General features: G+C 65.9%; 21 protein-coding genes and 1 pseudogene. 10 read left to right on the top strand and 12 right to left on the bottom strand.

What is annotated here, in order from left to right; all coding sequences use genetic code 11:
- Positions 1-105: 105 nt before the first annotated feature.
- Positions 106-825 carry a YHS domain-containing protein gene (locus tag J8F10_RS07965; RefSeq protein WP_210653306.1) on the top strand — a complete coding sequence of 240 codons (720 nt, stop codon included), beginning with the start codon at positions 106-108 and terminating at the stop codon, positions 823-825.
- Between the two features lie 191 nt (positions 826-1016).
- Positions 1017-2492, top strand: coding sequence for a hypothetical protein (locus J8F10_RS07970; protein ID WP_210653307.1), 1476 nt, complete (start codon positions 1017-1019; stop codon positions 2490-2492).
- Positions 2493-2650: 158 nt separating this feature from the next.
- Here the strand turns inward: J8F10_RS07970 and J8F10_RS07975 are convergent, their stop codons facing one another.
- The 6 genes from J8F10_RS07975 to J8F10_RS08000 form a co-directional block, all read right to left on the bottom strand.
- The gene (locus tag J8F10_RS07975; RefSeq protein WP_210653308.1) at positions 2651-3319 is read right to left on the bottom strand and encodes a lysophospholipid acyltransferase family protein; all 669 of its coding nucleotides are present in this window, start codon (positions 3317-3319) and stop codon (positions 2651-2653) included.
- Between the two features lie 29 nt (positions 3320-3348).
- On the bottom strand, positions 3349-4011 hold the full coding sequence (gene cmk, locus J8F10_RS07980; RefSeq protein ID WP_210653309.1) for a (d)CMP kinase: 663 nt from the start codon (positions 4009-4011) through the stop codon (positions 3349-3351).
- A gap of 92 nt (positions 4012-4103) precedes the next feature.
- Complete coding sequence (locus J8F10_RS07985; RefSeq protein ID WP_210653310.1) at positions 4104-5651, bottom strand: hypothetical protein; 1548 nt, start codon at positions 5649-5651, stop codon at positions 4104-4106.
- A 251-nt stretch (positions 5652-5902) separates the two neighbouring features.
- On the bottom strand, positions 5903-6457 hold the full coding sequence (gene rimI / locus J8F10_RS07990; RefSeq protein WP_210653311.1) for a ribosomal protein S18-alanine N-acetyltransferase: 555 nt from the start codon (positions 6455-6457) through the stop codon (positions 5903-5905).
- A 273-nt stretch (positions 6458-6730) separates the two neighbouring features.
- Positions 6731-8911 carry a DUF11 domain-containing protein gene (locus J8F10_RS07995; protein WP_210653312.1) on the bottom strand — a complete coding sequence of 727 codons (2181 nt, stop codon included), beginning with the start codon at positions 8909-8911 and terminating at the stop codon, positions 6731-6733.
- A 120-nt stretch (positions 8912-9031) separates the two neighbouring features.
- On the bottom strand, positions 9032-9361 hold the full coding sequence (locus tag J8F10_RS08000; protein ID WP_210653313.1) for a nucleotide pyrophosphohydrolase: 330 nt from the start codon (positions 9359-9361) through the stop codon (positions 9032-9034).
- 306 nt (positions 9362-9667) lie between these two features.
- Between J8F10_RS08000 and J8F10_RS08005 the strand changes: the two genes are divergently transcribed.
- Positions 9668-10750 (top strand): glycosyltransferase family 2 protein, encoded by a 1083-nt coding sequence (locus tag J8F10_RS08005; protein ID WP_210653314.1) that lies wholly within the window; start codon positions 9668-9670, stop codon positions 10748-10750.
- Entirely contained in the window at positions 10747-11379 is a 633-nt protein-coding gene (locus J8F10_RS08010) for a polysaccharide deacetylase family protein (protein ID WP_210653315.1), read from the top strand. Before J8F10_RS08005 ends, J8F10_RS08010 begins: the two co-directional genes overlap by 4 nt.
- A 60-nt stretch (positions 11380-11439) precedes the next feature.
- Here J8F10_RS08010 and J8F10_RS08015 read toward each other — a convergent pair whose 3' ends face one another.
- The 3 genes from J8F10_RS08015 to J8F10_RS08025 form a co-directional block, all read right to left on the bottom strand.
- Positions 11440-13005: a replication-associated recombination protein A gene (locus J8F10_RS08015; RefSeq protein ID WP_210653316.1), complete on the bottom strand. Its 1566-nt coding sequence runs from the start codon at positions 13003-13005 to the stop codon at positions 11440-11442.
- A gap of 69 nt (positions 13006-13074) precedes the next feature.
- The gene (locus J8F10_RS08020; RefSeq protein ID WP_210653317.1) at positions 13075-14478 is read right to left on the bottom strand and encodes a serine/threonine-protein kinase; all 1404 of its coding nucleotides are present in this window, start codon (positions 14476-14478) and stop codon (positions 13075-13077) included.
- Positions 14479-14602: 124 nt separating this feature from the next.
- The gene (locus J8F10_RS08025) at positions 14603-15229 is read right to left on the bottom strand and encodes a UbiX family flavin prenyltransferase (protein ID WP_210653318.1); all 627 of its coding nucleotides are present in this window, start codon (positions 15227-15229) and stop codon (positions 14603-14605) included.
- Positions 15230-15321: 92 nt separating this feature from the next.
- On the opposite strand from J8F10_RS08025, the gene J8F10_RS08030 reads away from it, so the two are divergent.
- Positions 15322-16722, top strand: coding sequence for a DUF1570 domain-containing protein (locus J8F10_RS08030; protein WP_210653319.1), 1401 nt, complete (start codon positions 15322-15324; stop codon positions 16720-16722).
- A gap of 117 nt (positions 16723-16839) precedes the next feature.
- Here J8F10_RS08030 and J8F10_RS08035 read toward each other — a convergent pair whose 3' ends face one another.
- Positions 16840-17694, bottom strand: coding sequence for a DedA family protein (locus tag J8F10_RS08035; protein WP_210653320.1), 855 nt, complete (start codon positions 17692-17694; stop codon positions 16840-16842).
- A 186-nt stretch (positions 17695-17880) separates the two neighbouring features.
- On the opposite strand from J8F10_RS08035, the gene J8F10_RS08040 reads away from it, so the two are divergent.
- On the top strand, positions 17881-18705 hold the full coding sequence (locus J8F10_RS08040; protein WP_210653321.1) for a sugar phosphate isomerase/epimerase family protein: 825 nt from the start codon (positions 17881-17883) through the stop codon (positions 18703-18705).
- A gap of 126 nt (positions 18706-18831) precedes the next feature.
- Positions 18832-19665 (top strand): LOG family protein, encoded by an 834-nt coding sequence (locus J8F10_RS08045; protein ID WP_210653322.1) that lies wholly within the window; start codon positions 18832-18834, stop codon positions 19663-19665.
- 86 nt (positions 19666-19751) lie between these two features.
- Here J8F10_RS08045 and J8F10_RS08050 read toward each other — a convergent pair whose 3' ends face one another.
- Both J8F10_RS08050 and J8F10_RS08055 read right to left on the bottom strand, forming a co-directional pair.
- Positions 19752-20192 carry a hypothetical protein gene (locus J8F10_RS08050; protein ID WP_210653323.1) on the bottom strand — a complete coding sequence of 147 codons (441 nt, stop codon included), beginning with the start codon at positions 20190-20192 and terminating at the stop codon, positions 19752-19754.
- Positions 20193-20428: 236 nt separating this feature from the next.
- A complete protein-coding gene (locus J8F10_RS08055) occupies positions 20429-21202 on the bottom strand; it encodes an alpha/beta fold hydrolase (RefSeq protein ID WP_210653324.1) in 774 nt (257 codons plus the stop codon).
- Between the two features lie 203 nt (positions 21203-21405).
- Between J8F10_RS08055 and J8F10_RS40715 the strand changes: the two are divergent.
- The 3 genes and pseudogenes from J8F10_RS40715 to J8F10_RS08070 all read left to right on the top strand — a co-directional run.
- Positions 21406-22338: pseudogene (locus tag J8F10_RS40715) on the top strand (NAD(P)-dependent oxidoreductase); the annotation flags it as partial.
- Positions 22339-22527: 189 nt separating this feature from the next.
- Entirely contained in the window at positions 22528-22914 is a 387-nt protein-coding gene (locus tag J8F10_RS08065) for a hypothetical protein (protein ID WP_210653326.1), read from the top strand.
- A 169-nt stretch (positions 22915-23083) separates the two neighbouring features.
- The gene (locus tag J8F10_RS08070; protein ID WP_210653327.1) at positions 23084-24790 is read left to right on the top strand and encodes a TIGR02996 domain-containing protein; all 1707 of its coding nucleotides are present in this window, start codon (positions 23084-23086) and stop codon (positions 24788-24790) included.
- Positions 24791-24793 lie beyond the last annotated feature (3 nt).

Raw genomic sequence — 24793 nt, forward strand, 5'->3', positions numbered from 1 at the left:
TTATGACTTAGGAATGATGTTGCGGAACCGAACGGCCCGCCGGGGCGTCGAACCAGTAACGGGTTCTATTCCCACCCACTCACCACTCCCAGAGGGACGTTTACGATGTTTCAGCGGACGACGTACATCGCCGCGCTCGCAGTGTGCGGCCTCGGGTTGACCGCCCTTCACAGCGGCGCGCAACCCGAAAAGAAAGCGAAGCCGGAAGACTCGGCCAAGTCGAAGAAGGCCCTTCAAGAAGTTCAGGACTTCATCGGGCTGTGGAACCTCGAGGGCACGCAGAAGGTCGGCGCGAAGACCGAGGCGTGGAAGGAGAAGGTGAGCTGGGGCTGGAAGTTCAAGGACGGCGACGCCTGGATCACAGTTTCGTTTGCCGAGGGTAAGGGCAAATACTTCACGAGCGGCGAACTGAAGTACGACGCGGAGAAGAAGAAGTACCTGCTCGCCCTCACCCCGTCCGCGAAGGGCGAAGCCGCCCAGACGTTCGAGGGCGCCTACGCGAAGGGCGCGCTGAAGGTCGAGCGCAAGGACCCGAAGACCAACGACGTGTACCGCCTCACACTGAACACCGCTGCCGAGGGCGAGCGGTTCGCCATGAAGTACGAGAAGCAGGACGGCGGGAAGGGCCTGTTCTCCGCGGTCCACGCGATGAACGGCAGCAAGGACGGCGTCGTTGCCGGCGCACCCAAGAAGCCGGAGTGCATCGTCTCGGGCGGTTCCGCCAACATCTCCGTGAGCTACAATGGCAAGGACTACTGGGTGTGCTGCTCCGGGTGCCGCGACGAGTTCAAAGAGAATCCAGAAAAGTACGTGAAGGGCAAGTAGCCGCGGGGCGCGAGAAGAGTGGCAGGTGGTGGTCCCGGGGCGCGACGCACGCACTCCGGGAAGCGTTCCTCGGGCTTCACTCCGGCCCGCATTTCCCCCAACTTCGCTCCCTTTCGCTCAAGCCATCCATCCCTCCCGGTCGATCTTCTGTGTGGTGCACGGTCCCGGCGCACCACGAGAGGAGGTCAACCGTGCGCTCCAAACACATCCTGATCGTCGTTATCGGGTTGGGTACGGCGCTCGCGCTGACCCCGACCGCGAGCCCCCAAGACACCCGCGACCCGTTCGGCGGCCTTCAGCCGCACTACTGGCCGAACCGGTCCGTCAGCATCCCGGTCAACGTTCAGAACCTCGGTGCGCTCCAGAACAAGGTCACGCACCTCCAGCTCTACTACTCCTTGAACCGCGGCGCGTTTCAGAAGGGGCAGAAGTTACCGGTCGGCGGGCTGAGCCAGATCAACGACCGGCGCGGCTTCATCTTTGAGGCCCCCCGCGACGGGGATTACGAGTTCGCGGTGCAGCTCGTCTACGCCGACGAGACCGTCGCACCCAAAGCGGACGCGCTCGCGCCGGAAATTCGCGCCGTCGTCGATACCGTGGCCCCGCGCGTGCAACTCGCGCCGTCGGGCACCGGGGTGGAGTGGCGCGCCACCGACGACAACCTCGACCCAACGAGCATCGTCCTCGAGTGCAAATGGCCGTCCAGTACCGACTGGACGGCGGTGAAGAACGTGCCCGCGGATAAGCCGTTCCGGGCGAGTGACTTCTACGCATGGAAGTTCAAGCCGGGGCAGTCGCTCGACGTGCGCGTCAAGGCCCGGGACCGGGCCGGGCACGAGGGGCTCTCGCCGGTCGTGCGCGTCCCCGCGGAGCCGGGCACACCGGTCGGGCTGCCGAAACAACCGGGCGGACCGGCGTGGGCGGGCGGGTCCGTGCCGTCCCTGCCGGAACCGCGCATCGACTACGTAAACGCACTCGAATTCGACTTCGAGTACACCGTGCAACACATGGGGCGCTCGGGGGTTCAGGCCGCGCACCTCTTCGTGCAGAAGGACAAGGGCACCTGGGAATTCGTGAAGAAACAACCGAGCAAGCTGATGCCCGGCGACGCAGAACCGCACAAAATCCCTCTTGCGTACAAGGCGCCCAACGAGGGCATTTACGGGTTCTACATCATCCCGGAGAGCGGCGCGGGTAAGAAGGCCGACGACCCCAAAAAGGACGACCCGCCGATGGTGCTCGTGGTGGTGGACACCACGAAACCGCGCGTGGAGATCACCGGCGTGCAGGTGAAGCCGGGCGGCGTTAAGGGGCCGCTCGTCGAGATCACCTGGAGCGCGTCCGACGCGAACCTGATGCCGCAACCCGTGCGGCTGGAGTGGTCGCTCGACAAGACCGCCACGAAGTGGAACGAGATCAAGTACCGGCTCGACAACGATCTCACCGCCACCACCGGGCGCTACGCCTGGGAAGTGCCCGACGAAAAGTTGTGGAAGTTCTACGTCCGCGCACAGGCCGTGGACAAAGCCGCGAACACCGGCGAACACGTCTGGGGCCAAGAAGTAATCGTCGATCTGGAGAAGCCCTCGGGCACGATCGACCGGGTTCGTGGGGGGGCGGGAGCACCCGACCCGAAGCCCTCCGTACCGGAAAAGTCAGCCCACTAATGTCGTTTCGGGATCGTTGGAGCGAATTGGACGAGCCGCGACCGCCGGGGAGCGGAAGCACTTCCCACTCCCCGGCCCGCGAGAAGCTCCGCTGACAGGGCCGGGAAGACAACGCAGAGAGCAGCACGCCAATGTGAATTGCCACTGGGCGACGGTAATCACTTCCGACGCAGGCGCTCGGCGTCCGCGTGCTGCTCCACGAGCGCGCGGTGCAGGTCGGCGAGCATCGCGTCGCGCTTCATGTTCTGGTAGCGCGCGGCCTCAATAGGAGCGCCCACGGAAATCGCAATCGTACTCGGGTCCGGTGGTAACAAGAGGGGCGACAACTTCGGCCACTTCATGTGCCGCGACCACGCCGCGAACGCGCCCGCGATCCCCACTGGCACAATCGGGCAATTCACGCGCTTGATGAGCAGCGACACGCCCGGCTTCAGCGGCTCGACCGCGCCGTCCTGCGTGCGCTCGCCTTCGGGGAACACGAGCACCGCCTGCCCCTGGCCCAGCGCATCGAGCACCGCCTGAATGCCGTCCTTCCCCATGCCGCGGTCGATCGGGATCGCGTTCAGGCTGCGAATGATGGGTGCGAGTCCGCGCTGCTCGAAGAGGTTCTTTCGCGCGAGATACGAAAGATAGCGGCGCGACGAGAGCCCCACCATCACCGGGTCGAACATCGACTGGTGGTTCGCGAGCACCAGCACCGGCCCGGTGCGCGGCATGTTCTTCCAGCCGCTGCGCCGGATGCTGAACCCGAACGTGAAGAACGTGAATGAGGACCAGAAAACGGTGTCGTACCACACGCGGCCGACGAAGTTCGGGCGGTCTGCCATATCCGAAGTGCTTTCTGCGGCCCCAACGCTCAGCGCCGCAGGCACGCGCGGAGGTCGCGGACGACGTTCTCTAAGCGGTTGATGACTTCGTTCGTGGTGAGGTGTGTTGTATCGAGGACCATCGCGTCCGGGGCGGGGGCCATCGGCGCGAGTTCGCGCGCCGCGTCGCGCCGGTCGCGCTCGTCCTGGTCGCGCATCACGTCCGCGACGCTGACAACGTCGCCCTTCGCGGCGAGTTCGGCCGCGCGCCGTTCGGCCCGCACGCGCGCGTCAGCAATCAGGAAGAACTTGCACTCCGCGGTCGGAAACACGAACGAACCCTGGTCGCGCCCGTCGCAGATCATGTCGTGCCCGGTCGCCGTCGCGCGCTGGGCGGCGACGAGCATCAGGCGCACGGCCCGGTGAACGGCGACCTCGCTCGCGCCACGCGACACGTCCGGCGCGCGGATCGCTGCGACCACGTTCTCGCCGTTCAGCAGGATACAGCCCGGCGGCACCTCGACGCGCACGCCCGCCAGCGCCGCCGTCACCGCGGCCTCGTCGCCGGGGCGAATGCCCGCCCGCAGAACCGCGAGCGCAACGGCGCGGTACATCGCGCCGGTGTTCAGGTACTCGAACCCCAAACGGGCCGCGAGTTCCTTCGTAACGGTGCTCTTGCCGACCCCGGACGGACCATCAATGGTAACGATCATGTGCAGCGCGGGATGCGGAGCGCGGAGCAGAAAACCAAGAACGGAAGACAATCGTCTTCCGTTCTGAGCGTCGTGTCCCGCACTTCTCGGGTTTACTTGATCCGCAGCGTAACAGTCTCTTTGTCCTTGATGACGCTCCGCGTGACCGCGGCCCCGGACTGGAGGAGCTGGTAGCTGAACTCTCCGGCCGGCACTTCGACATCGATCTTCGTGTTCGGCAGAATCCGGTGCGACTTCTCGTTGATGACCATCGAGATCTCGACCGGGTACTCGTTCACCACCTTCACGATGCCCCTCGGCTTCGCCTCGGGGACGATCGCCGGCTTCAACGCGGTCTGCGTCTTCAGCGATTTGAGTTCGTTGTCGAGTTCCGCAATGCGGTTCTTGAGCCGCTTGATTTCCTCGACCGCGCCGGGATCGCTGGGAAGGATAGTCGTCCCGTCGGTGTCCTTCTTGCCCTTCAACAGTTCCGTAAGCCCCTTAACAGATGTTTCGAGCGCCGTGATCTTCTTGTTTGCTTCGGTCAAGTCGTCTCTGAGCTTCTCCGTCTCCGTCTTCTCGGCGGCTTTCACCGGCACGGCCGGAACGATCGGCGGAAGTGGCACGGCGGACCGGGCCTGCTCCGCGGTGAGCATCGCACCGCTAAGGACCGCGAGGGCGGCCGTCTGTTTCAGGTTGAGCATGGCGGATTCTCGTGGTGTCGGGCTCAGTGGGTTGGCCGCCGGGACCGAGAACTTGTCGGTCGAACCGAATGACGGCTCGGGCGGCTTCGGCCGATCGACCGGCGTGCCGGGCACGTCGCGCCCCCCGGGGCTCTTCGGTGGGAAGCCGGCAGGCATCGCGGCACCAGTCGGCGGCGTTGGATTGAGCGTATTCCCTGGAATAGTCGGGTTCAAGCCAGAATCCGGTTTACCCGGTAACATCGGCTGCACCGACTCGGTAGTTTGTACCGGTGGTATCAACGGCGCAATTCCCGCCGGCGGGGGAACTACGGGCATTACCGGCGCGGGCGGCGCAGGAACGACGGGTACCTTTTGTGGCTCCGCGGTCCCACCGGGAAGCGCGGGAAGTGCGGGCAGGGAGCCCGGTGTGGTCGGCGCTGGTAACCCAGCGGCGGGAGGGGCACTCGGAACCGGCAGTTGCGGCAGCAAGTCCATCGGCGGAGCCGGGATGGTCGGCTTCGCGGCCGGTGGAGTTTGCGCAGCCGGCACCTTCGGCAGCTCGACGGGCGGGAGCGACGGCACCGGCGGGAGCAAGTTCTTATCGGCACCAGAACCCGCATCGGGAACGCGCGGACCCGCTCCGACCGGTTCGAGATTCGGCGGGAACGGCGCGGGCGGGGCCGGAATAACGGGCACTGCGGGTGCAACCGGGGTCGGCGCGCTGGGTACGGGTATCGGGAGCGCGGCCCCGACCTGAATCACTTCCCCGGGCGGAACATCACGCCGATCGACTTCGGCAACCGCCGGCACAACCGGATCTGCTAACCGCGTCCAGGCGGCGTCTTCGACTACGGGCGGCACGGGCTTATGAGTGTCCGTGGTTGCCCGAACGACGCCGACCAGTCCGCCCGCGACGACACCCCCACCGATCGCGACCGCCACGACCTTGCGCCACCACAGTTTGCGTTCCGTCGTCATTGGGGCGTCCCTTTCCCGTTAGTCCGGTTCGTCCGGTTTCTGATTCCTTGGAAGCGAGCCGCGACCGCAAGAGAGCGGGAGGCACAACCGGTTCCCAATGGTTCCGGCTCAACGCGGGGAGCCGCAGACCGCTCCCTTGCGGTCGCGGCTCGTTTGCCCGCTACGACGATCACAAAAACGAAACCAATCGCATTCACCGTAAGTGCCTTTGTCGGGCGGATACCCACCGGACGAGGGCAATTTCGCCGCGCTCAGCTCTCTTCAAACATCGCGACGCGGTTGATCGGTTCGCCACCGAACTCGGCCCACTCCTCTTCCGCGGGCTTGTACTCCATCTGGTAGGCGTCCTCGCCGCTGTCCTCGTAGTAGTTGCGGAGGACGCGGGCCGCCTTGAACCGGTGCGCCCGGAAGAACAGTTGCGCGGCCGTGTTCCCCTCGCGCACCGCGAGGCTCAGCTTCTGCCGGCGGTGGCTGCACAGTTTGTAGATCAGCTTGTTGATGAGCAGCCCGCCCACCCCGCTCCGACGAACCGCGGGTGCGACCGCGAAATTCAGGAGCTGGAGGCGCGCCCGGTGCAGTTCATAAATCATGAACCCGATGATCGTGTCGCCCCGCTCGGCGACCATCCCGATGCAGTTCCGCTGGCGCAGGCACCGGAGGAAGTCGTCCTCGGTCCAGGCGTACTCGAAGCTCGACAACTCGATGCCCATGACGTCCGGCATGTCCCGCCGGATCATCCAACGAATGTGGATCGCGTTCGCGTCCGTTTCGATCCGGTCCCTGCGTGGCGCACGACTAATGCTCATGAACGGACTCCCTCCCCCGTCCGGCCCCGCAGCGCGTCCCGCGCACGGAGCCGGTATGAAGTCGCCGGACTGTAGCAACCCCCGCTGTTCCCTTCCACTGCACCTCGCCCCGTGCCCCCGCACGGCCGAGGCCGTCTCGCCCCCCGCTCTTGTGGAGCGGGGGCAACTCACCGATCTGTCGCCACTGCCTTTCGCCCTCGCGGGCGCCGCCGCTGTCCTTGACACCCCTGGCCGCGCGGACGGGGTGCTCCCGTCCCCTGCCCTTGGGCCGCGTCACTCCTTGTAGAACCGCGTACTCTCTTCCTTGACCACCGGCGTGCGGACCTGGTCGCAGGTGAGTTGCACCCGGAACCGCTGGTCGCCGGCCGCGGCCCCGCGGACCCGCACGCGGTACACCGTCTCGCCCTTCACCGCGAGCGTCGGGATCGGCTCGAACACCAGTGTCTGCCCGGTGGCCTTCGCCTGGGTCGGGCCGTTCGAGTTCGTGAACGTGGTCCCGTCGGCGAGGGCGGCCATGATTTGCACGTTGGTGCAAGCCCCGGTGCCCTGGTTCATGATCCGGATCTCGTAGACCGCTTCCTTGCCGACCTCGACCGGGTTCTCGAGCCCCGCCACATCGAACCGCAGCGCGGCCACGCCCTCGGCCTTGATCGCGGTATCGGCTTTCGCCTCTAACACACGCCCGGCCCGGACCGCAACGCCACCCGCGGGGGCCACGCCGCCCGGTTGCACCTCCGGCGCGGCCGTCGCCGTGGTCCGCAGCGCCACGTCACCCGCGGCCCCGGCCCGCAACTTGATGCCGACGGCCTTGGTGCCGCCCGCGGCCAGCCCGCTCAGCTTCCAGCTCACGACCCGGTTGGTCGCGTTGAACGTGCCGCTGTCGCTGGCCTGGACGAAGTCGAAGCCGTCCGGCAGCACGGAGTAAACCGTGATCGCGTCCGTCGCGGCGGTGCCCGGGTTCGAGAACTTGATTTCGTAGGTCGGCTCGGCCCGGACGAGGCACTTCGCCGGACCCGATTGCGCGATCTGGAGCAGCGGTTCGACCACGTTCACGGACGCCCTCGCAGTCGCTTCCGGGCTACCCTCGGCCGCCACAGTCACCTGACACGACTGCAAGCCGGACTTGAGCGCGCTCAGCGGCAGGTCCACCGTCCGCGATTCGCCCGCGGGCAGGCTCGCGAGTTTGGTCACGAGTTCTTTACCCTGGTCGCGGTAGTCCAACCCGTCCGACAGGAGCGCTTTGAACACCATCTGCTGCGCGGGGCCGGTCCCGGAGTTCGTGACCTTGATCTTGAACAACGGCTCTTCGCCCGCACGAGCCACTTCGGGGCACCCGACGGTCACCGCGAGGCGCGGGCGGGTCACTTTGGTCTTCGCATCAACGGACGCGGAGTACGTCACGGATGCGCGGCTGCGGAGTTCGCCCTCTTCGGTCGGTCGCACCCGCACGGCGATCCGCTTTTCGGTGGCGCCATCCATCGAGCCGAGCGCCCACACCAGTTTGTCGCCGCTCACTTCGGCGGGCGGATCACTGCCGACGTACTGGGCACCGGCCGGGATGTCGTCCTCCACGCGGACGTTCTGCACGACGACGTTGCCCGAGTTGCGGATCACGATCTCGTAGCGCCATTCCGAGTTGAACACCACGGACTCGGGGCAGACCGCGTCAATGGTCACGCTCTGCGACACGCGGCTCGGGAGCGGCGCGCCGGTGGGCGCGGCGGACACGCTCGGCACACTCGGTCCCGGGGGAACGAGCGGCACAATTCCCGGAGCGGGGATCGGCTTGGTCCCGCCACCCGGCGGGGCGATCGGCGTTGACGGGAACGCGGGCAGCCCGGGCGGAACGGTCGGCGGCGCAACTGCGCCCGGCGGCGCGATTCCCCCCGGCGCCGGCGGCACCGGAACGAACGGCGGGGCCGACGGTGCGAGCGGAGTACCGCCCGGGGCCGGCGGAACGGCAGGCCCACCGAGCGCGGGCGGCGGGGCGAACTTGTTGTCCCCCGGCTCGACGCTCAGGCTCGGCGGCGGGAGCGGCCGGGCCAGAGGGGTGCCCGCGCCGGGCAGGTCCATGCTCGGGGCCGGGATGTCAAATCCCCCGGCGGGGCGGATCGGATCGGCCCCCGCGATGCCGGGGCGCGGCCGATTCACGGGCTGACTGCCCGCCGGGTAACCATTCTGCGGTTGACCGCCGGGAGCCGGGTAAGAGCCGCCCGCGGGTCGCGCTCCCCCCGGGTTCCCGCTACCGAGGCCCGCGGCGGGCGAGGGAATGGGCTGGTTCGAGTTCGGCGTCCACTCGTTGTAGGGGCGCGTCGTTGCCGGAAGCGTGCCGCTGGCCGGCACCACTTTGGGCTGCGTGTACCCGCTGCTCGGTTGCTGCGCCACCACCGTCCCCAGCACGGCGAGCCCCGCGACCGCAACAGCGGCCGCGAGCACAATCGGTCGTTTACGCACGGCCTACTCCCCCTCGACAGGTCGATCCGTTTCTCAACGCCGGCGCGCCGGCCCGACATCGAATTCGCGGCTCCCCCCGGAGCCGCGCCCGATCGTGATCCCTTCCCCTTCCGCGCCGGGCTAGGCCGGCGGCGGGTACTTGATCGCGTTCTTCGTCATCTTCGCCGCGATCGCCTCGGACAAATCGATCCCGGTGTGAGCGCTGAGCAAGAACACGATGTTCGCGATGTCCGCCAGTTCGTCCGCGACCGCTTCGCGCGTGGCCGGGTCCGCAGCCACGGCGACCGACTCCTCGGGCGTCAGCCAGCGGAGGATGTCGCACAACTCACCGACCTCGCTCGCGAGGGCCATCGCGAGGTTCTTCGGCGTGTGGTACGGCTCCCACCCGCGCACGGTGGCGAACCTCCGAATACCGTCTTTGAGCGATTCCACCGAAGTGGTCGCGTCCATTGTGCCCCCTCCGGCCCTGTCAGCAGAGCGTCTCGCGGACCGGGGCGTTTCGGACTCGTGTTTGTTTGGCGCGGCTACCGGTCGTTTCCCCCGTCGGCGGCCGCCCGTTTTCGGCCACGAGGTATAGCGGCACCGCGCCGTGTGTCAACAGAAGATGGAACGAAATGTACCACGCGCTCGTTGACACTCACGGTTCTAGGGACGAACCGCGAGGCAACGAGCGCCCGCCAAAAAACGACTTGCTCTCGTCGCGACGCACCGGTATGGCCCGCGCTGAACCAAAATATCCTTAATCGTCGGTGAGGCATGGTCGCTACGACCGGGCTTCTGGCGTGCCTCGTCCTGGCGACGGTGGCGTGCCTGGGCTATCTCGTCCCCACGCTCGCCGGGCTCTGGCGCCGGCGCGAGCGATCGCGCGCGCCGACCAACACTTTCACCATCCTGGTCCCCGCACACAACGAAGAGCACGCGCTTCCGCGGACACTGCGAAGTTTGGCGATCCTCGATTATCCGCAGGAACTGGTGCGGGTCTGCGTGGTCGCGGACAACTGCACGGACGGCACCGCAACGGTCGCGCGCGAAGCCGGAGTTACGTGCTTCGTTCGGCTCGACCTCGCGGAGCGCGGAAAGGGGTACGCGCTCGCCTTTGGACTGGAGCGCGTACTGAGGGGGGCGCCGGACGTTGTGCTTATTCTCGATGCGGACTGCACGCTGAACCGCAATGCACTTCAAGCACTCGACGCAACGTTCACGACCGGCGCGGAAGCGGCACAAGTGGCCGTGCGGTCCCGGAACGCGGACGACGGGCCGGCCGGGTTCGTCGCGGCCGTGGGTGCGGCGTTCGATGATTCCATCGCCGCGGGCTGGGACCGGCTCGGCTTTTCGGTCCCACTTCGCGGAACCGGAATGGTGTTTCGCCGCAGTGTGTTGGCGCGCGTGCCGTGGGATGCGTTCGGCGCAACAGAAGATGCCGAATACTCGCAGCGGCTGAGATCCGCGGGCGTTCGCGTGCGCTACTGCGGCGGCGCGGAAGTGGCGTGTGAAGCGCCGCCGTCGGTCGCGGATTTGTGCCAACAGCGCCGGCGCTGGCGCGGGGCCGGGCTGCTCGCGAGCAAGCCGCTTGTACTGGCGCATCTCGCGCTCACGGCGGCGGTCGGTCTCGCGTGCGGCTTCGTCTTATGGCCGGCCGTGCTCGTATCCGTGATCGTGATGCTGTACTTACGCGCGATGTGGGTCGTGGGGCTATCGCGCAAGCGACTCGGGCTGCTACTCCGGTCGCCGTTCGTGGTGGCGCGGTTGGGCTGGGTGACACTGGCAGGTTTGGTGCGCCGAAGTTCGGGCTGGGAACGCACTCCGCGCCCGCTCGAAGGGACAAGGCGCGCGGCATGACGTTCGCCCGACGCACGAACTGGTTGAAGCGCGCTGCGCTCGCACCGTTCAGCCGAACCCGCTACGCGGGTTCAGACGTGTGGCTCACGTTCGACGATGGCCCGCACCCCGAACACACCCCCGCGGTGCTGGACCGACTCGCAGTGTTCGACGTCCGTGCGGCATTCTTCCTGGTCGGCAAGCGCATCGCGGACCCGGCGCTCGTAAAACGCATCACAGCAGCCGGGCACACACTGGGGAACCACACGTTCGCTCACACTGTTCCGCGCTGGCGCGACATTCGGGAACCGCGCGCCGACGTGCGGAAGTGCCAAACGCTAGTACCGGGGGCAACCCTCTTCCGCCCACCGCTCGGCAAACTGAGACCCGGGTCGTGGTTCGCCGCGAAGCGCTTGGGACTGGAGTGCGTGAATTGGTCGCTCGATAGTGGTGACTGGCAGTGCCGCAGCGAAGCCGATGCGATTCAGTGCGCGCGGGAAGTGCTGGAACTCGTGCGCCCCGGCGACATCGTGCTCTTTCACGACGATCACCGCTGGATCGCGCCGATACTCGATGTGGTACTGCCGGCGCTCGCGGCGCATCAGACTTTTCCCAAGACGAGATCGACGACCCAACACCCGCGCACGTGAACCCTGCTGACGCACGGCGTCGCTTACATCCACAGCGCAAGCACCGCCCCACCAGCCGGCTTACGCCGGCCGTTCGCCCTCTGTCGGCTTCTTCTTCCGCTTCCGCAGTTCTTCGAGACGCGCTTTGATCTTCCCCTCGTGGCCGCGGTCGGTGGGCTGGTAATACTCCGCGTCCGTTGGGATGTACTCCTGGTCGACCCACCCGCCCTCGAAGTCGTGGGCGTACTTGTACCCGACCCCGTGACCGAGCGTTTCCTTCGCGCCGCGATAGTTCTTGTCGCGGAGGTGCAACGGAACCGGGAGCGTGCGGCCCTCTTTCACGTCTTTCGCAGCGGCTTCACCGGCCATGTAACTCGCGTTCGATTTCTGGGCGGTCGCGAGGTAGCAGACCGCGTGCGCCAAGTTGATTCGGCACTCCGGCAAGCCGACCTTCTCCACCGCGTCCCACGTCGCGTTCGCGAGCACCACCCCGAACGGGTCCGCGTTGCCGACGTCTTCGGAAGCGAAGATGACCAACCGGCGCGCCACGAACCGCGGATCTTCGCCGCCTTCGAGCATCCGGGCCATCCAGTACAGTGCCGCGTCCGGGTCGCTCCCGCGGAGGCTCTTGATAAAAGCGGAAGCGGTGTCGTAGTGCGTATCGCCGGTCGGGTCGAACTCGATCACTTTCTGCTGGATGGAATCTTGCGCGAGGGTGAGGTCGAAGAGGATACCGGGCGCAGAACCTAACCCCCCAACCCCCTTCCCTAAGAAGGAAGGGGGAGCAGAGCCAAGAACAGGTGCGGAACTGTTTTCGGTATTAAGCCCCTCTCCGTTTAGGGGAGGGGTTGGGGAGGGGTTGTTCCCCCCCTTCCCTGTCAGGAGGGGGTTGCAGGGGGAACCCGCAGGGGGTTCCCCCTCACAAGAAGCGAGGGGGGACGGGGGGGTAGGTTTCGCCCGCTCCGGCGCGAGGGCCGACTTCACGCCGATTTCCAGCGCCGTGAGCGCCCGGCGCGCGTCGCCGTCGCACGTTTCGACCAGGAACGCCAGCGCGTCCTCGGTGATCGTCACGTTCTGTTTGCCCAGTCCGCGTTCTTTGTCTGTGAGGGCGCGGGCAATCAGCGTGCGGATGTCGTCCCGCGTCAGCGGCTCGAAGCGGAAAATCTGGCTCCGCGACAGGAGCGGCGTGTTAATCGCGAAGAACGGGTTCTGCGTCGTAGCACCGATGAGAACGATCACGCCGTCTTCCACGTCGGGCAGGAGTACGTCCTGTTGCGCGCGGTTGAAGCGGTGGATCTCGTCGAGAAACAGGATGGTGCGCTCGCCGAGTTCTTCGAGGTGACTGCGCGCCTCCGCGAGCAACTCGCGCACTTCCTTGATCCCGGCCGCGACCGCGTTCAGCGGCTTGAACCGGCTCTTGGTGTGGTTCGCGATGACGTGCGCGAGGGCGGTTTTGCCGCACCCGGGCGGGCCGTAGAAGATGAGTGAGTTCAGCCGGTCCGCGAGGAGCATGCGCCGGAGCAGTTTGCCCGGCCCGAGGAAGTGACTTTGCCCGACGTACTCGTCGAGCGTGCGCGGGCGCATCCGCGCGGCGAGCGGCCGCGCACGCAAACGGTTCTCTTCGCGCAGGTCGTCAAAAAGGTCCACAACGGGTCTCCGAGTTTCGGGAGACCGTTATGTTACCGTGGGGTACAGAGTTACACCAGCCGAGGTGAATCAGCGCCCGAACGCGAGCCAGCCGATCAGCACCCCCGCCACGAGCATCGCGAACGCGAGGCCGGCCACGAGCGCCATCGTACCGCGCCCCGCGCGCGGCACGGGTACCGGCACGAGCAGCGGATCTGCGGGAACGGTGCGAACGGGGACCGACACGGGCGCGGGCGTTCGCGAACGGGCGGTTTCGGCACCGGAGAGGGCGATCGTGGCCTTCCCCGTATCGGAAAAATCCAGTTCGCCCGAATCGCTCGGTTCCGTGCCCAGCGGGACCAGCCGGATGCGCTGTGAGCTGCCGGACGAGGACCACCCCCCGAGCACGGATTGTCGGTCCGCGGATTGCCCGATCTTCGTCCGCGAGAGGCCCGCCACAACGTGCGAGCTGTGGCCCGCCCACGGCACGAGAGCGGCAATCACTTCCGCGGCCGTCGGGTACCGGTCGGCCGCCTTCTTCGCGAGCATCCGCGCGACCACCTCGGTCAACCCCGTCGGCAGGTCCGGCTTCAGCCCGGCGAGGGGGGGCACGTCCTTCATTTGGTGCTGCATCAGCTTTTGGGTCGTGTTCCCGTCGAACGGCGTCTTGCCCGCGAGCAGCGTGAACAGCGTGGCACCCAGGCTGTAAATGTCCGCCCGGCCGTCGATGTTCGGGCAGTTGATCGCCTGCTCGGGGGAGATGAAATCGGCGGTCCCCACCACCGCGCCCCGGTCGAGTACCTCCGTCAGCTTGTCCTCGTCGCTCCCGGACCGCGCCAGCCCCATGTCCAGCACCTTCACTACGCCGAACCGGTCGCGGATCAGGTTCGCGGGCTTGATGTCGCGGTGAATGAACCCGCGCTCGTGTGCGTGCTGGAGCCCGGACGCGGCCTGGGAAACGTATTCGGCCGCGACCTCGGGCGGCACGCTCCCGTCCCGGTCGAGCGTTTCCTGGAGCGTCTCGCCGTCCACGAACTCCATCACGAGGTACGGCGTCTCGTTGTGCCGGGCCACGTCGAAAACTCGGACAATGTTCGGGTGATCGAGAGCCGCCGCGGCGCGGGCTTCCCGCAGGAACCGCTCCGTGGCGAGCTGCTGGGCCTCCCCACGCACCGGCGCGAGTACCTTGAGCGCCACCTTGCGGTTCAGTTCCAGGTGCTCGCCCAGGTACACAGCGCCCATGCCCCCGCGCCCGAGCAGATCCTGAATCACATACGGCCCGATGCGGAAGCCCTTGTACCGCCCGGCCAGCAGTTGTGTGCTTTGGAATTTGGTGAGAAAGTTCTTTTGAATCAGCGCGCCCGCGGCCTGGCGCGGGTCCACAGAAAGCGATTCCGGCCCGGGGAGCGCGAGGAGACGCGCCGTCGGGAGCAGGTTGCTCTTCTTGATGAGGTCGAGCAGATCGGTTGTAGAAACCGGGGCAATGGCTGCCATAGCCCGTCGTTTCCAATGATTTTAGGGGGTGCGACGACCTCGCATGAGGTACGACGAATTGAGCATAGAACAGAAAATCAAAAATGTGCCGAATGTTCGGACTATGCCGCAGGAATTTCGGGCGCTACTCGTCCACCGGCTCCCCCCAGCGCCGCGAAAGCCCGTGTTCGACCCCTAGTTGGTCGCAGATGCGCCCGACGACAAAATCGACCATGTCGCCGAGTCCCCGGGGCCGGGTGTAGAAGGCCGGCATTGCGGGAAGCACCACGGCTCCGGCTTCAGTCACTGCCACCATGTTCTTCAAAGCGATCAGACCAAGTGGGGTCTCGCGCGGCACCAAAATTAACTTCCGCCGCTCCTTCAGGTGAACGTCCGCGGCGCGGTGAATCAGGTTCTCCGAAACGCCGTGCGCAACGGCCGCGAGGGTGCCGAGGCTACAGGGACAGATCACCATGCCGCCGGTGAGAAACGACCCGCTCGCGATGCCCGCCCGAAAGTTGCGAAAGTGATGGTAGTGCAAGCGCGCGAGATCCAGCCCGTCAGCGCGTTCGCCCAGCAGTGCGGCGGGGTCGAACTCGTCCGAGTCGAGTTGAACCGTTGCGCCGGCTTCCGTTTCCAACACCTCGACCGCGGCCGGGCTGATGGTCAAATGCACGGCACGACCCGCCCGGAGCAGCACTTCCACGAGCCGCAAACCGTAGGGCGATCCGCTCGCACCTGTGAACGCCACCACCAGATCCGACGCGGCCATGAAGTCACCTCGAGAACCGGGCACTCACTTCCAATCCTACCGTTCCCGACGCACAATAGTTAACACGCCCCTCAACCGTGCCGGACGAATCCATGCGTTGCGCACTGCTCGTTCTCCTGGTCGCTCTCGCGTGTGCCGGCGCGGTGGCACAACCGCCCGCGCAACCGGCGGGGCTCTCGAACTGGGCGTTCGACGAGATCACGCTGACGAACGGCGCGAAGTTGCAGGGGCTGATCCTGCACGAGTTGCTGGACGGCATCGAGTTCCAGTCCGTCTCGCGCCCCCCCGGGCGCCCCACGGTCACACTCACGAGCTTCTTAAGCAAGGCCGAAATTGCCGACACCAAGAAGCTCTCCGACAAGGATCGCGAGACCCTGAAAGAGCGGCTCGCGGAACTGGACCCGACCGGCGAGGGTGAGCGCAAGCGGATGGAGTCGCTCGAACTGGTGCCCGCGGATTGGCCGGAGAAACCGGGCGGCGCGAAGTTGTACGATTCGGACTACTTTACCCTCGTTTGCACCGGGACCGAGGAGCTCACGCGCCGGTCCGCGGTGCGTCTGGAGCAGATCTACACCGCGTTCACCCGGTTCCTCCCGCCAACGGTGAAGAACGGGCGCCCGACGAAGATCATGCTCGCGACCGCGCCGGACGAGTATGGGGCGCTGCTCGGCGGCGCGCGGGTGCTGAACCCGGCCGTGTACGACGTGACCAACAACCGCGTTTTGTGCGGCAGCGATCTGACGCGCCTCGGGACCGATTTGCAGTCCGCCCGAGTTCACCACGGGCAGCAACTCGCGGGGCTGGACCGCTACGAGGACGGGGTGCGCAAGTTGTACAAGGGCGAGGAACTGGCGCGCCACCTGAAAACGATCGCGACCGAGAAGAAGCGCGTCTTCACCGCCGACGTGAACAACGGCATCAAGTTCGACACCGCGACCGGCAAGTTGCTCTTCGCGCTGCTGTACCACGAATCGTTTCACGCCTACGTCGCGACGTTCGTGTACCCGCCGTTGAAGCCCGACGAAGTCAAGGCCGGGAAGGGAACCGGCGAGCTCCCGCGCTGGCTGAACGAGGGGCTCGCGCAGGTGTTCGAGACGGCCGTGGTGGAAGCCGGCGAGCTGCGCGCGGACCACCCGGACAAGGACCGGCTCCAGCGCACCAAGGACTGGCTCAAGTTGAAGAACGGCAACGCGCTCGTTCCGCTCGGCGACCTGCTCGCGACCGGGCGGGACGCATTCATCGCGTCGCACGCGGACCAGAAGGCCGTATCCGATCGGGCGTACCTGTCGTGCTGGGCGCTGGCCTATTACCTGACGTTCGACCGCCGGCTGATCGGCACGAAAGAGTTCGACAAATACCTGGTCGCGCTCAACAGCGGGGGCGATCCGAAGAAGGCGTTCGCGGCGCTGGTCGATAAGGATCTGCCCGCGTTCGAGAAGGACTGGCACACCTACCTGACGCACCTACAAACTAACGGCAAACTGGCGAAATGAGGCGCACTCGAGTGTGGCCTGCGGTGTGGGGCGAACGGCCGGTGTCAGCCGGCCGGTGGGAAGCCAAGAACACCGGCCGGCTGACACCGGCCGTTCGCCCCACTACTCTACGGGGCTTCACCCGCCCGCCTTCTCGTCTGCTTTCTTCTCGCTCACTTGGTTCCCGGCCGCGTTGCCGTTGGCGCTCGGCTCCTGAACGCGGATGCCGAACTCCTGGTCCGCAGCGCCGTCGGGCGCGGCGGGCGCCCCCTCGTGCGGTTTGTCGTGGTGCCGGCCGGTCACGGTATCCACTGCCATTTCAACCGCCTGACCGACCACGTGCCCCATCGCGACCGCGGGCTTGGCGATGATGGTGGGCACGTGGGGCGGTTCGCCGGTCGAGACGTGGCGGCCGAAGACGTACTTCTGAATCATCGCGCCCGCGATCCCCGACAGAATGGCGACGATCACCAGCGGTTTGTACTCGTTGATCTTGTTAAAGATCAGCAGCACTTGATCGGTGAGGAAGTAGGACAGCCAAAATATGATGTTGACGAGCGGAATGGCGTAGATCGCGTCCGCGAGCAGGAACCGGCCTAGCGGCACCCGGAGCACCCCGGCCATCATGAAGATCGGCCCGCGGATGCCCGGCAACATGCGCGCGCCGAGCAGAATCATGATCCCGCGGTCGTGGAAGTTCTTCTCGATCTGCTCGCGCTTCTCCGGCGTGATGATCTTGCGCTGCACCCACCCGATGTGGAGCAGCCGGCGCCCCCAGAACCGGCCGATGCCGTAGAGCGCGCCGTCGCCGATCACCACGCCGGCCATCAGCACCGGCAGCATGATGTACCACCGGAGCGACGTCCCCTCGTGCCCCACCAGGATGCCCGCAGTGATGACCGGCAGCTCTTCCGGGAGCGGGACCACCGTCGCCGACGCGATCAGCGCCACGAACACGCCGAGGTAGCCGTAATCGCCGAAATGTTCCAGCATCAAATGGGTCCGGTGTAAAGTCCCGGCGCCGCCGGGCGGTCTGGTCAACCTACCAGCGCCGGTGGCTTGGGCCAGTGTTTGGCGTTTTGTGTTTGGGGTTTGGTGCGCGGAGTTTACTGTGTGCGAGCCGGGCGCCGGTGCGCACGGGGCACCGGCCCGGCACCAAACACGAAACACGGAATAATCATGAAACTCGGACTCATCAACTCGGCCTGGGCGCAAGCGGGAAAGGGCACGGCGTTCGGTATCCGGCAGACGAAGGCCATCGGGTTCGACACCATTGACATCTTCGCGGACCCGCTCGACACCGGCGCGAAGGAGCGCAAGCTCATCCGCACCGAGTGCGCGCGGGCCGACCTGCCCGTCGTGAGCGTCGCGTGCGTCGCGGTGGGGCTGATCGACTTCAACCCAAGTGTGCAGCGCTTTCACCTCGACCGCTGCCGCGCGTACCTGGATTTTTGCTACGAACTGGGCGCGCGGAACCTGCTGCTCGTGCTCGGGGAGTACATCTGGGAGCGCCAGGTGATCCCGCCCGCGGAACAGTGGAAGACCGGCGTGGAGCACCTGAAAACGCTCGGCGATTACGCGGCGGCCCTCGGGCTCGACGTCGCTCTCGAACTCGAACCGTTCAAGCTCTCACTGCTGAACGACGTGCCGAACATGGTGCGCTTTATCGACGAAGTCGATCACCCTGCCGTGCGCGCGAACATCGATGTTTCGCACCTCCACCTTGCGGGCAGTAAACCCGAGGAGCTACGCGCATTGAAGGGCAAGGCGATTCATGTTCACATCAGTGATTGCGACGGGAAGGTTCACGGGGATCTGCCCCCGGGCCGCGGCGTGGTGAATTTCGTGCCCTACCTGAAAGAGATCGCGGCGCTGGGGATTGATGGGGCGATTAGCATCGAACTGGAGTATTCACCGGAGCCCGAAAAAATCGTCGAGTGGGTAACGGAAGCGTACCGGTCCACGGCAGATTTGATGCAAGCGGCCGGCATCGCGCGCGAATAATGGTAGTAGTGGGAAGAGTCCATCCGCGGGCACGAATGACCCACGCAGCGAAGGGGAGCCGGGCGCGGCCCGGTTTCCCTTCAATTTCGCTGGGTCATTCGTCATTTCCGCGGCGGAGTAGTTGCGATGGCCGATCGATTGATAGAAACGGATGTCACCAAACTGACCGATGCCGCCAAACTGTCCGGTGAGTGGCAGCGGCACGCGGGCCGCGCGGTCCCGGAAGCGAAAAAGTTCCTTCAGGGTCCGCAGGCGCGGAAGTTCGAGTTCTGGCAGGCGGTCAAGATTTTCCGCGAGCTGGTCTACGGGTTCCGCAAGTTGCACTTCGTCGGCCCGTGCGTGACCGTGTTCGGGTCCGCGCGGTTCGACGAGCACCACCGCTACTACGGCATGGCCCGGGAGGTCGGCAAATATTTGGCCGAGTCCGGGTTCACGGTGATGACCGGTGGCGGCCCCGGGATCATGGAAGCCGCCAACCGCGGCGCGCGCGACGTGGGTGGGCGGTCCATCGGCTGCAACATCGTGCTGCCGATGGAGCAGAAGCCGAACCCCTACGTCGATTCGTGGATCGACTTTGAATACTTCTTCGTCCGCAAGCTGATGCTTGTGAAGTACAGCTACGCGTTCGTGGTGATGCCGGGCGGGTTCGGGACGCTGGACGAACTGTTCGAGGTCGCGACGCTCATTCAAACGGGCAAACTGGAACAGTTCCCCGTGGCGCTCATGGGCGTCGACTACTGGCGCCCGCTGCTCGACCAGCTCCGGCTGATGGCCAACGAGAAGACCATCGACCCGACCGATTTGGACCAACTCATCGTGTCGGACAACCCCGGCGAAGTGGTGTCCGGGATCACCGACGTCGCGATGAAGCGGTTCGGCCTCACCTACGGTCCGCAGTGCGAGCCGAAGTGGTGGCTGGGCGAGCGCTTCGGCCGCTTGTGGAACAGGGTCCGAAAATAAGTCCCAGGTCATCAAGTCGTAAAGTCCCAAGTCAGAAGACTGTCTTCTGACTTGGGACTTTACGACTTGATGACCTGGGACCAGTCTTAGTGGTTGGCGTAGCTGTCGTAGGCGCGGGGGCAGCCGAAGCCGGTGCCCCACGGCGCGGCCATCGGGGTGATCCCGCAGCCGTGACCCAGATTCGGGCCGCACGGCGAGAAGAACGACTTGCACGAGCCGAAGTGGAACGCGAGGTCGCTCTTCACGCTGCCGCACCCGCTCTGGCACGGCGCGCCGTACTGGCAGTTGCCGCCGGTCACACTGGACATCTTGAACCCGCGGGTCACCGGACCGACGGGAGCGCAGTTCGTGCAGCCCCCGTTCCCGCGGATGACGGTCGTGCCGGAAACCGGTTGCAGCGGGGTCGCGGCTGCGGCGCTCGGCACGCTGGCCGGATATTGGGGCACGGGTTGGTACTGCGGCTGTTGCGCGGAGACCGCACCGGAGACGGCGAACACGCCGAGTGCCGCGAGGAACAGGTTACGCATCGTGGAGACCCTTCCGAGGTGGAACGCCGCTTTCCGTGGCGGCTATTTCTCAATCGGAGAGCCCGGGACATCGAACGTTGAGAAACGTTGAAGTAGGGGGCGGGAATTGCCGCCGACGCTCGTGTTAGCACGGTCGCGGCGCACGGGGCGCCTTCACACGGCAAAGTGAGCGGGCAAGGTTTAGCGATCGGTCGGCTTCTTCACCCTCGCCCGGCTCTGCGGGTCGGGCCAACCGATCAGTCGCTCACCGCGATGCGGCGCACGATGCGCCCGTAGTCCGGGGCAAACGAGTCCCACACGCCGCATTTCCGCGCCTGGCGGTTCGGCCAGTTCACCAGGTTCAGGTGGTCCCCGTCCCACACTTCGCTGTGTTCGCCCCACGAGGCCGATGCGACCGATACCACCCCGTCGTTCGGCCCTTCCGCGCGGCTCACGATGCCGTGCGGGAACCGCCACCCCGGGCCGACCCACAAGCCCTCGCACACGCCCGCAACAGAGTAGTACCGCACGCCCCGCGCGTCGCGCACCGTGGCGTTGAACCGACGGCACGCGGCAGAGGTGAGATCAATGAACGCTTGGTACGACAGTCCGAGGAACTGAAAGAACGGTGAGAGCACCCGACCGAACCGGCCCACGCCCCAATCCGCGAACGCGCTCCCGCGGTGCGGTGTACCCACGGTGGTGAGCGACCGCACGCGGTCGGCCATACCGAGTTCGCTCACCATGTAACGGGCATCGAGCCCGCCCATGCTGTGCCCGATCACATGGACCGGACCCGCCGGCACGTGCCTTTGAATGTACCGCTTCAATTCCCCGGCGCGCGCGGAAACACCGAGTGTGCAGCTCAGTCGGGGCATTAGAACGCGGTTCCCGGCCGCTTCGAGTTTCTCGCGGATGCCGGGAAAATAGTCCTTGAGCGTCCGCCCGAAGGCCACCACGCGGTCGTACCCGCACAGACCGTGAACGAGCACGATCGGGGCACCGAGTTTGGGAGTGTCGTTCGCGGTCACGCGGGGCGTTCCTTCGATGAATGTAACGACCCGTTTTTGTCTCTTCTTCAGAGACAAAAGATGGGAAGGTATTCCGTTCGCGTCCGGTTGTGTCAGCGTGGAGGCGGGTTCACTAACATGAGCGCCAGTCGCCGGCTTCTTGCCAGGGAAGTGAATTTGTCCCGGCACGGTTCAACCACTGCGAAAACTGTAAAGAATATACATACTTCCTTAACGAGACGCACGCAATGCAAATTCCCGTCGCGCAACCCGGAAAAACCCGCATCGGCTGGATCGGCACCGGGGTCATGGGACGCTGGATGTGCCAACACGCCATGACGAAGGGGTACTCCGCGACCGTCTACAACCGGTCCGCGGACAAGGCCCAACCGCTCGTCGAGGCCGGCGCGAAACTCGCTCATAGCCCGAAGGAAGTGGCCGAGCAAGCCGACATCGTGTTTGCGATCGTCGGCTTCCCGAAGGACGTGCGCGAAGTGTTCCTGGGCACGGACGGCGCGCTCGCGGGGGCGAAACCGGGCGCGGTGCTGGTGGACATGACGACCAGCGAGCCCTCGCTGGCGAAAGAGATTTACGAGGCAGCGAAGGCCAAAGGCGTGGCCGCGCTCGATGCGCCCGTGAGCGGCGGCGACGTCGGTGCGAAGAACGCAGCGCTCTCCATTATGATCGGCGGGGACAAGGAGGTGGTGGCGGCCGTGCAGCCGGTGTTCGAGTGCATGGGAAAGACGATCGTTCACCAGGGCGCGCCGGGGGCCGGCCAGCACACCAAGATGGTGAACCAGATCCTCATCTCGTCAAACATGATCGCAGTGTGCGAAGGGCTCCTGTACGGCCACAAGGCCGGGCTCGACCTCGAAACCGTGTTCAAGAGCGTCAGCGTCGGCGCCGCCGGGAGCAAGGCCCTGGAAGTCCTCGGCCCGCGCATGCTGGCCCGCAACTTCGAGCCGGGCTTCTACGTCGAGCACTTCATCAAGGACATGGGCATAGCCTTGGCGGAAGCCGAGAAGATGAACCTCTCGCTTCCGGGCCTGGGCTTGGCGAAACAGCTCTACGAAGCCGTTCGCGCACAAGGGTTTGGGCGCAAGGGCACGCAGGCGCTGCTACTGGCATTGGAAACGCTCAACAACGTGAAGCGGTAGAGCGGACACCAGAAGTGCTTGCATTGGTGCAAAAGTCATGCACATGACGGGTGGCGCCCTACAACGCTGCGGATACTCAAGCGAACCCGCAACAATTGCGATAGGCTATTGTGGAGGACGCCTCAGTGCGAAAAGGGTGCGTGACGGCACGCACCCAGTGGACGCGATCCCGATGTACCCGAGGTTCCCATGTACCGCGCGCTCGGCCTGCTCCGTCCCGATTCGGACTTTACACTCGACGAAGCTCGCACGCGACTCGCAGCGAAGTTCCCGGGTTTCAGCGTGGCGCGCGAGGGTGAAACGGTCACCGTCAGTAAGGGCGACTGGTGGATCGCGCTGGCGCTCGCGAACGGGGACCACATCCGCGAAGAAACGAACGGCTTGGTGGGGCACCTCGCGGGCATCGAACCGGCGGAAGCCGAGGCGCTGATCGCGTCCGGGCGCCGCGTCGAGGTGGGAACCGACGTACCCGATCCCTTCATGGAACACTTCAACGACTATCTTTTCGTGGTCGAAGTTCTCAAAAGCTTCAACGGCGTGCTCGCGGTGGACCCGAACGAACCGGGCGTGCTGTAACTGCTACCAGATTGGATCGCCCGCCGCGTCTGCTATCATGCGGTCGAGCCGCACGCGATTTTTCTCGGGTTCCCGGTCCCGTTGCCGGCGCCGGCGCCGGTACTTCTCCGGGGGCCGGCACCACGCGCTGGCTCGGAGACGATTCCGCGGTGGGAACCAGGTAACCCGCATGTCCACCGAAGCTGCCCTGCTCCGCGCCATTCGCGAAATGCCCGACGAGGACACCCCGCGTCTCGTTTATGCCGACTACCTCGATGAAGAGGGCGATGCCGCGCGCGCCGAGTTCATCCGCGTGCAGGTTGAACGGGCGCGCCTACCCGAAGGTGCCCCGCAGCGCGCCGCACTCGAGGACCGCGAACACGACCTGCTCGCGCAGCACGAGCGCGCGTGGCTCGGCGTCGCCCCCGACGATATGGACGGGTTGACCGAATGGGAATTCGAGCGCGGGTTCGTAAACGAGATCGCGGCCAACCCGTACTTCATGCTCGGCCCCGGGTCCGATCTGTGTGCGGCACACCCGGTCCGCCGGTGGCGCGTGCAGGGCGGGCAGATGGACATGATCGAAGACCTGCGCGAAACGGGTCAGAAATCGTGGTTCGGGCGACTCGAAGCGATCGACCTCGCGGGCTGGTACACGACGATCGGCGAACTCGGACAATTCCTGTGCCGGTCCAACTTCGCACGCCTCCGCGAACTCGACCTCACGGCCCGGCCGGGTTTGGACGCGCTCCCCGAACTCCTGGGGTACGCTCCCTTTCGGGACCAGTTGAAGATTCTGCGGTGCGGCGCCCCGGCCCAATACTACGACGAAGGCCGGCTCGATGTGTGGGAACTGGTCCGGGCACTCGGAACGGAGAACACGCTCGAAGAACTGACCGCGGCCGGCGCGCAACTCACAGCGGACGACCTCGGAGGGCTGCTCGCGGCCGCGTGCTGCCAGAGCCTCACGTCGCTGGACATTCGTTACAACCAGATCGCGCCGAACGGCTGGGAAGCTTTTCGCGACACCAAGTGTCGCCTGCGCGAACTCGACATTTCGGGCACCCCTCTGGGTGCGATCTCGCTCGATAACCTTCTCGGCTGTGCTTCGGTCGCAGAACTCCAGCGCCTCCAGTTAAACGGGTGCGGCAGCGCGATCACGAACTTGCGCGCCCTCGCGCGATCCCGCTTCTGGACGCGCGCCGAAGCGCTCCGAATGCAGCAGGGGTCGGTGCCAGAAATCTCGCTCGACCCGCTTTTCACCTCGACCGGCTCGCCCGCACTCCGTGTTCTCGATGTGGGACAGAACTGGCTCCGCGACGGGGGCGTGGCCCAACTCTGCGAGGCGCCCTGGGCCGGGTCGCTCACGTACCTCGATCTGTCGTCCAACTACCTCACGGACGAGGCACTTCGTGCCCTCGCGCGCAGCGGGCGGTTCAAGAACCTCCACACGCTGCACCTGAACTTCAACAGTGTGTACCACCAGGACGGCGCCGAGCACTACGAATCGCTCACCGACAACGGGCTGCGTGCGCTCGCGGAGTGCATCGACCTCGCGAACCTGCGTGTGCTCTCCGTGAGCGGCACGCGCATCACCGACGCGGGCGTGGACGCGATCCTCAATTCGCCGCACTGGAGGCTCAGCGGCCTGCGTCTGTCTCAGTGCCAACTGCGCCGGAGCGTGCTGGACGTGCTCGCGTCGTCCCCGCGCCTCGCGCGCCTTCAAGTACTCGATCTGAGCCGGAACGACGAAATTGACGTGGACGATCTTTCGCCACTGGCGGAATCCGAGTACCTTTCGCCCCAAACGGAGTTGGACATCAGCGGAATGTACAACGCCCACTCCGCGGTCCGAACCGCGCTCATCGAGCGCCTCGGTCGGCGCCTCAGCGAGTGAGGC

The organism is Gemmata palustris (assembly GCF_017939745.1).
Lineage (GTDB): Bacteria > Planctomycetota > Planctomycetia > Gemmatales > Gemmataceae > Gemmata > Gemmata palustris.

Coding starts and splice junctions, on each gene's coding strand:
- J8F10_RS08040 (WP_210653321.1), top strand. CDS start 17,881: ATGAAACTCGGACTCATCAACTCGGCCTGGGCGCAAGCGGGAAAGGGC.
- cmk (WP_210653309.1), bottom strand. CDS start 4,011: ATGATCGTTACCATTGATGGTCCGTCCGGGGTCGGCAAGAGCACCGTT.
- J8F10_RS08000 (WP_210653313.1), bottom strand. CDS start 9,361: ATGGACGCGACCACTTCGGTGGAATCGCTCAAAGACGGTATTCGGAGG.
- J8F10_RS08065 (WP_210653326.1), top strand. CDS start 22,528: ATGTACCGCGCGCTCGGCCTGCTCCGTCCCGATTCGGACTTTACACTC.
- J8F10_RS08025 (WP_210653318.1), bottom strand. CDS start 15,229: ATGGCCGCGTCGGATCTGGTGGTGGCGTTCACAGGTGCGAGCGGATCG.
- rimI (WP_210653311.1), bottom strand. CDS start 6,457: ATGAGCATTAGTCGTGCGCCACGCAGGGACCGGATCGAAACGGACGCG.
- J8F10_RS08050 (WP_210653323.1), bottom strand. CDS start 20,192: ATGCGTAACCTGTTCCTCGCGGCACTCGGCGTGTTCGCCGTCTCCGGT.
- J8F10_RS07965 (WP_210653306.1), top strand. CDS start 106: ATGTTTCAGCGGACGACGTACATCGCCGCGCTCGCAGTGTGCGGCCTC.
- J8F10_RS07985 (WP_210653310.1), bottom strand. CDS start 5,651: ATGACGACGGAACGCAAACTGTGGTGGCGCAAGGTCGTGGCGGTCGCG.
- J8F10_RS07975 (WP_210653308.1), bottom strand. CDS start 3,319: ATGGCAGACCGCCCGAACTTCGTCGGCCGCGTGTGGTACGACACCGTT.
- J8F10_RS08010 (WP_210653315.1), top strand. CDS start 10,747: ATGACGTTCGCCCGACGCACGAACTGGTTGAAGCGCGCTGCGCTCGCA.
- J8F10_RS08045 (WP_210653322.1), top strand. CDS start 18,832: ATGGCCGATCGATTGATAGAAACGGATGTCACCAAACTGACCGATGCC.
- J8F10_RS08020 (WP_210653317.1), bottom strand. CDS start 14,478: ATGGCAGCCATTGCCCCGGTTTCTACAACCGATCTGCTCGACCTCATC.
- J8F10_RS08070 (WP_210653327.1), top strand. CDS start 23,084: ATGTCCACCGAAGCTGCCCTGCTCCGCGCCATTCGCGAAATGCCCGAC.
- J8F10_RS08030 (WP_210653319.1), top strand. CDS start 15,322: ATGCGTTGCGCACTGCTCGTTCTCCTGGTCGCTCTCGCGTGTGCCGGC.
- J8F10_RS08005 (WP_210653314.1), top strand. CDS start 9,668: ATGGTCGCTACGACCGGGCTTCTGGCGTGCCTCGTCCTGGCGACGGTG.
- J8F10_RS08035 (WP_210653320.1), bottom strand. CDS start 17,694: ATGCTGGAACATTTCGGCGATTACGGCTACCTCGGCGTGTTCGTGGCG.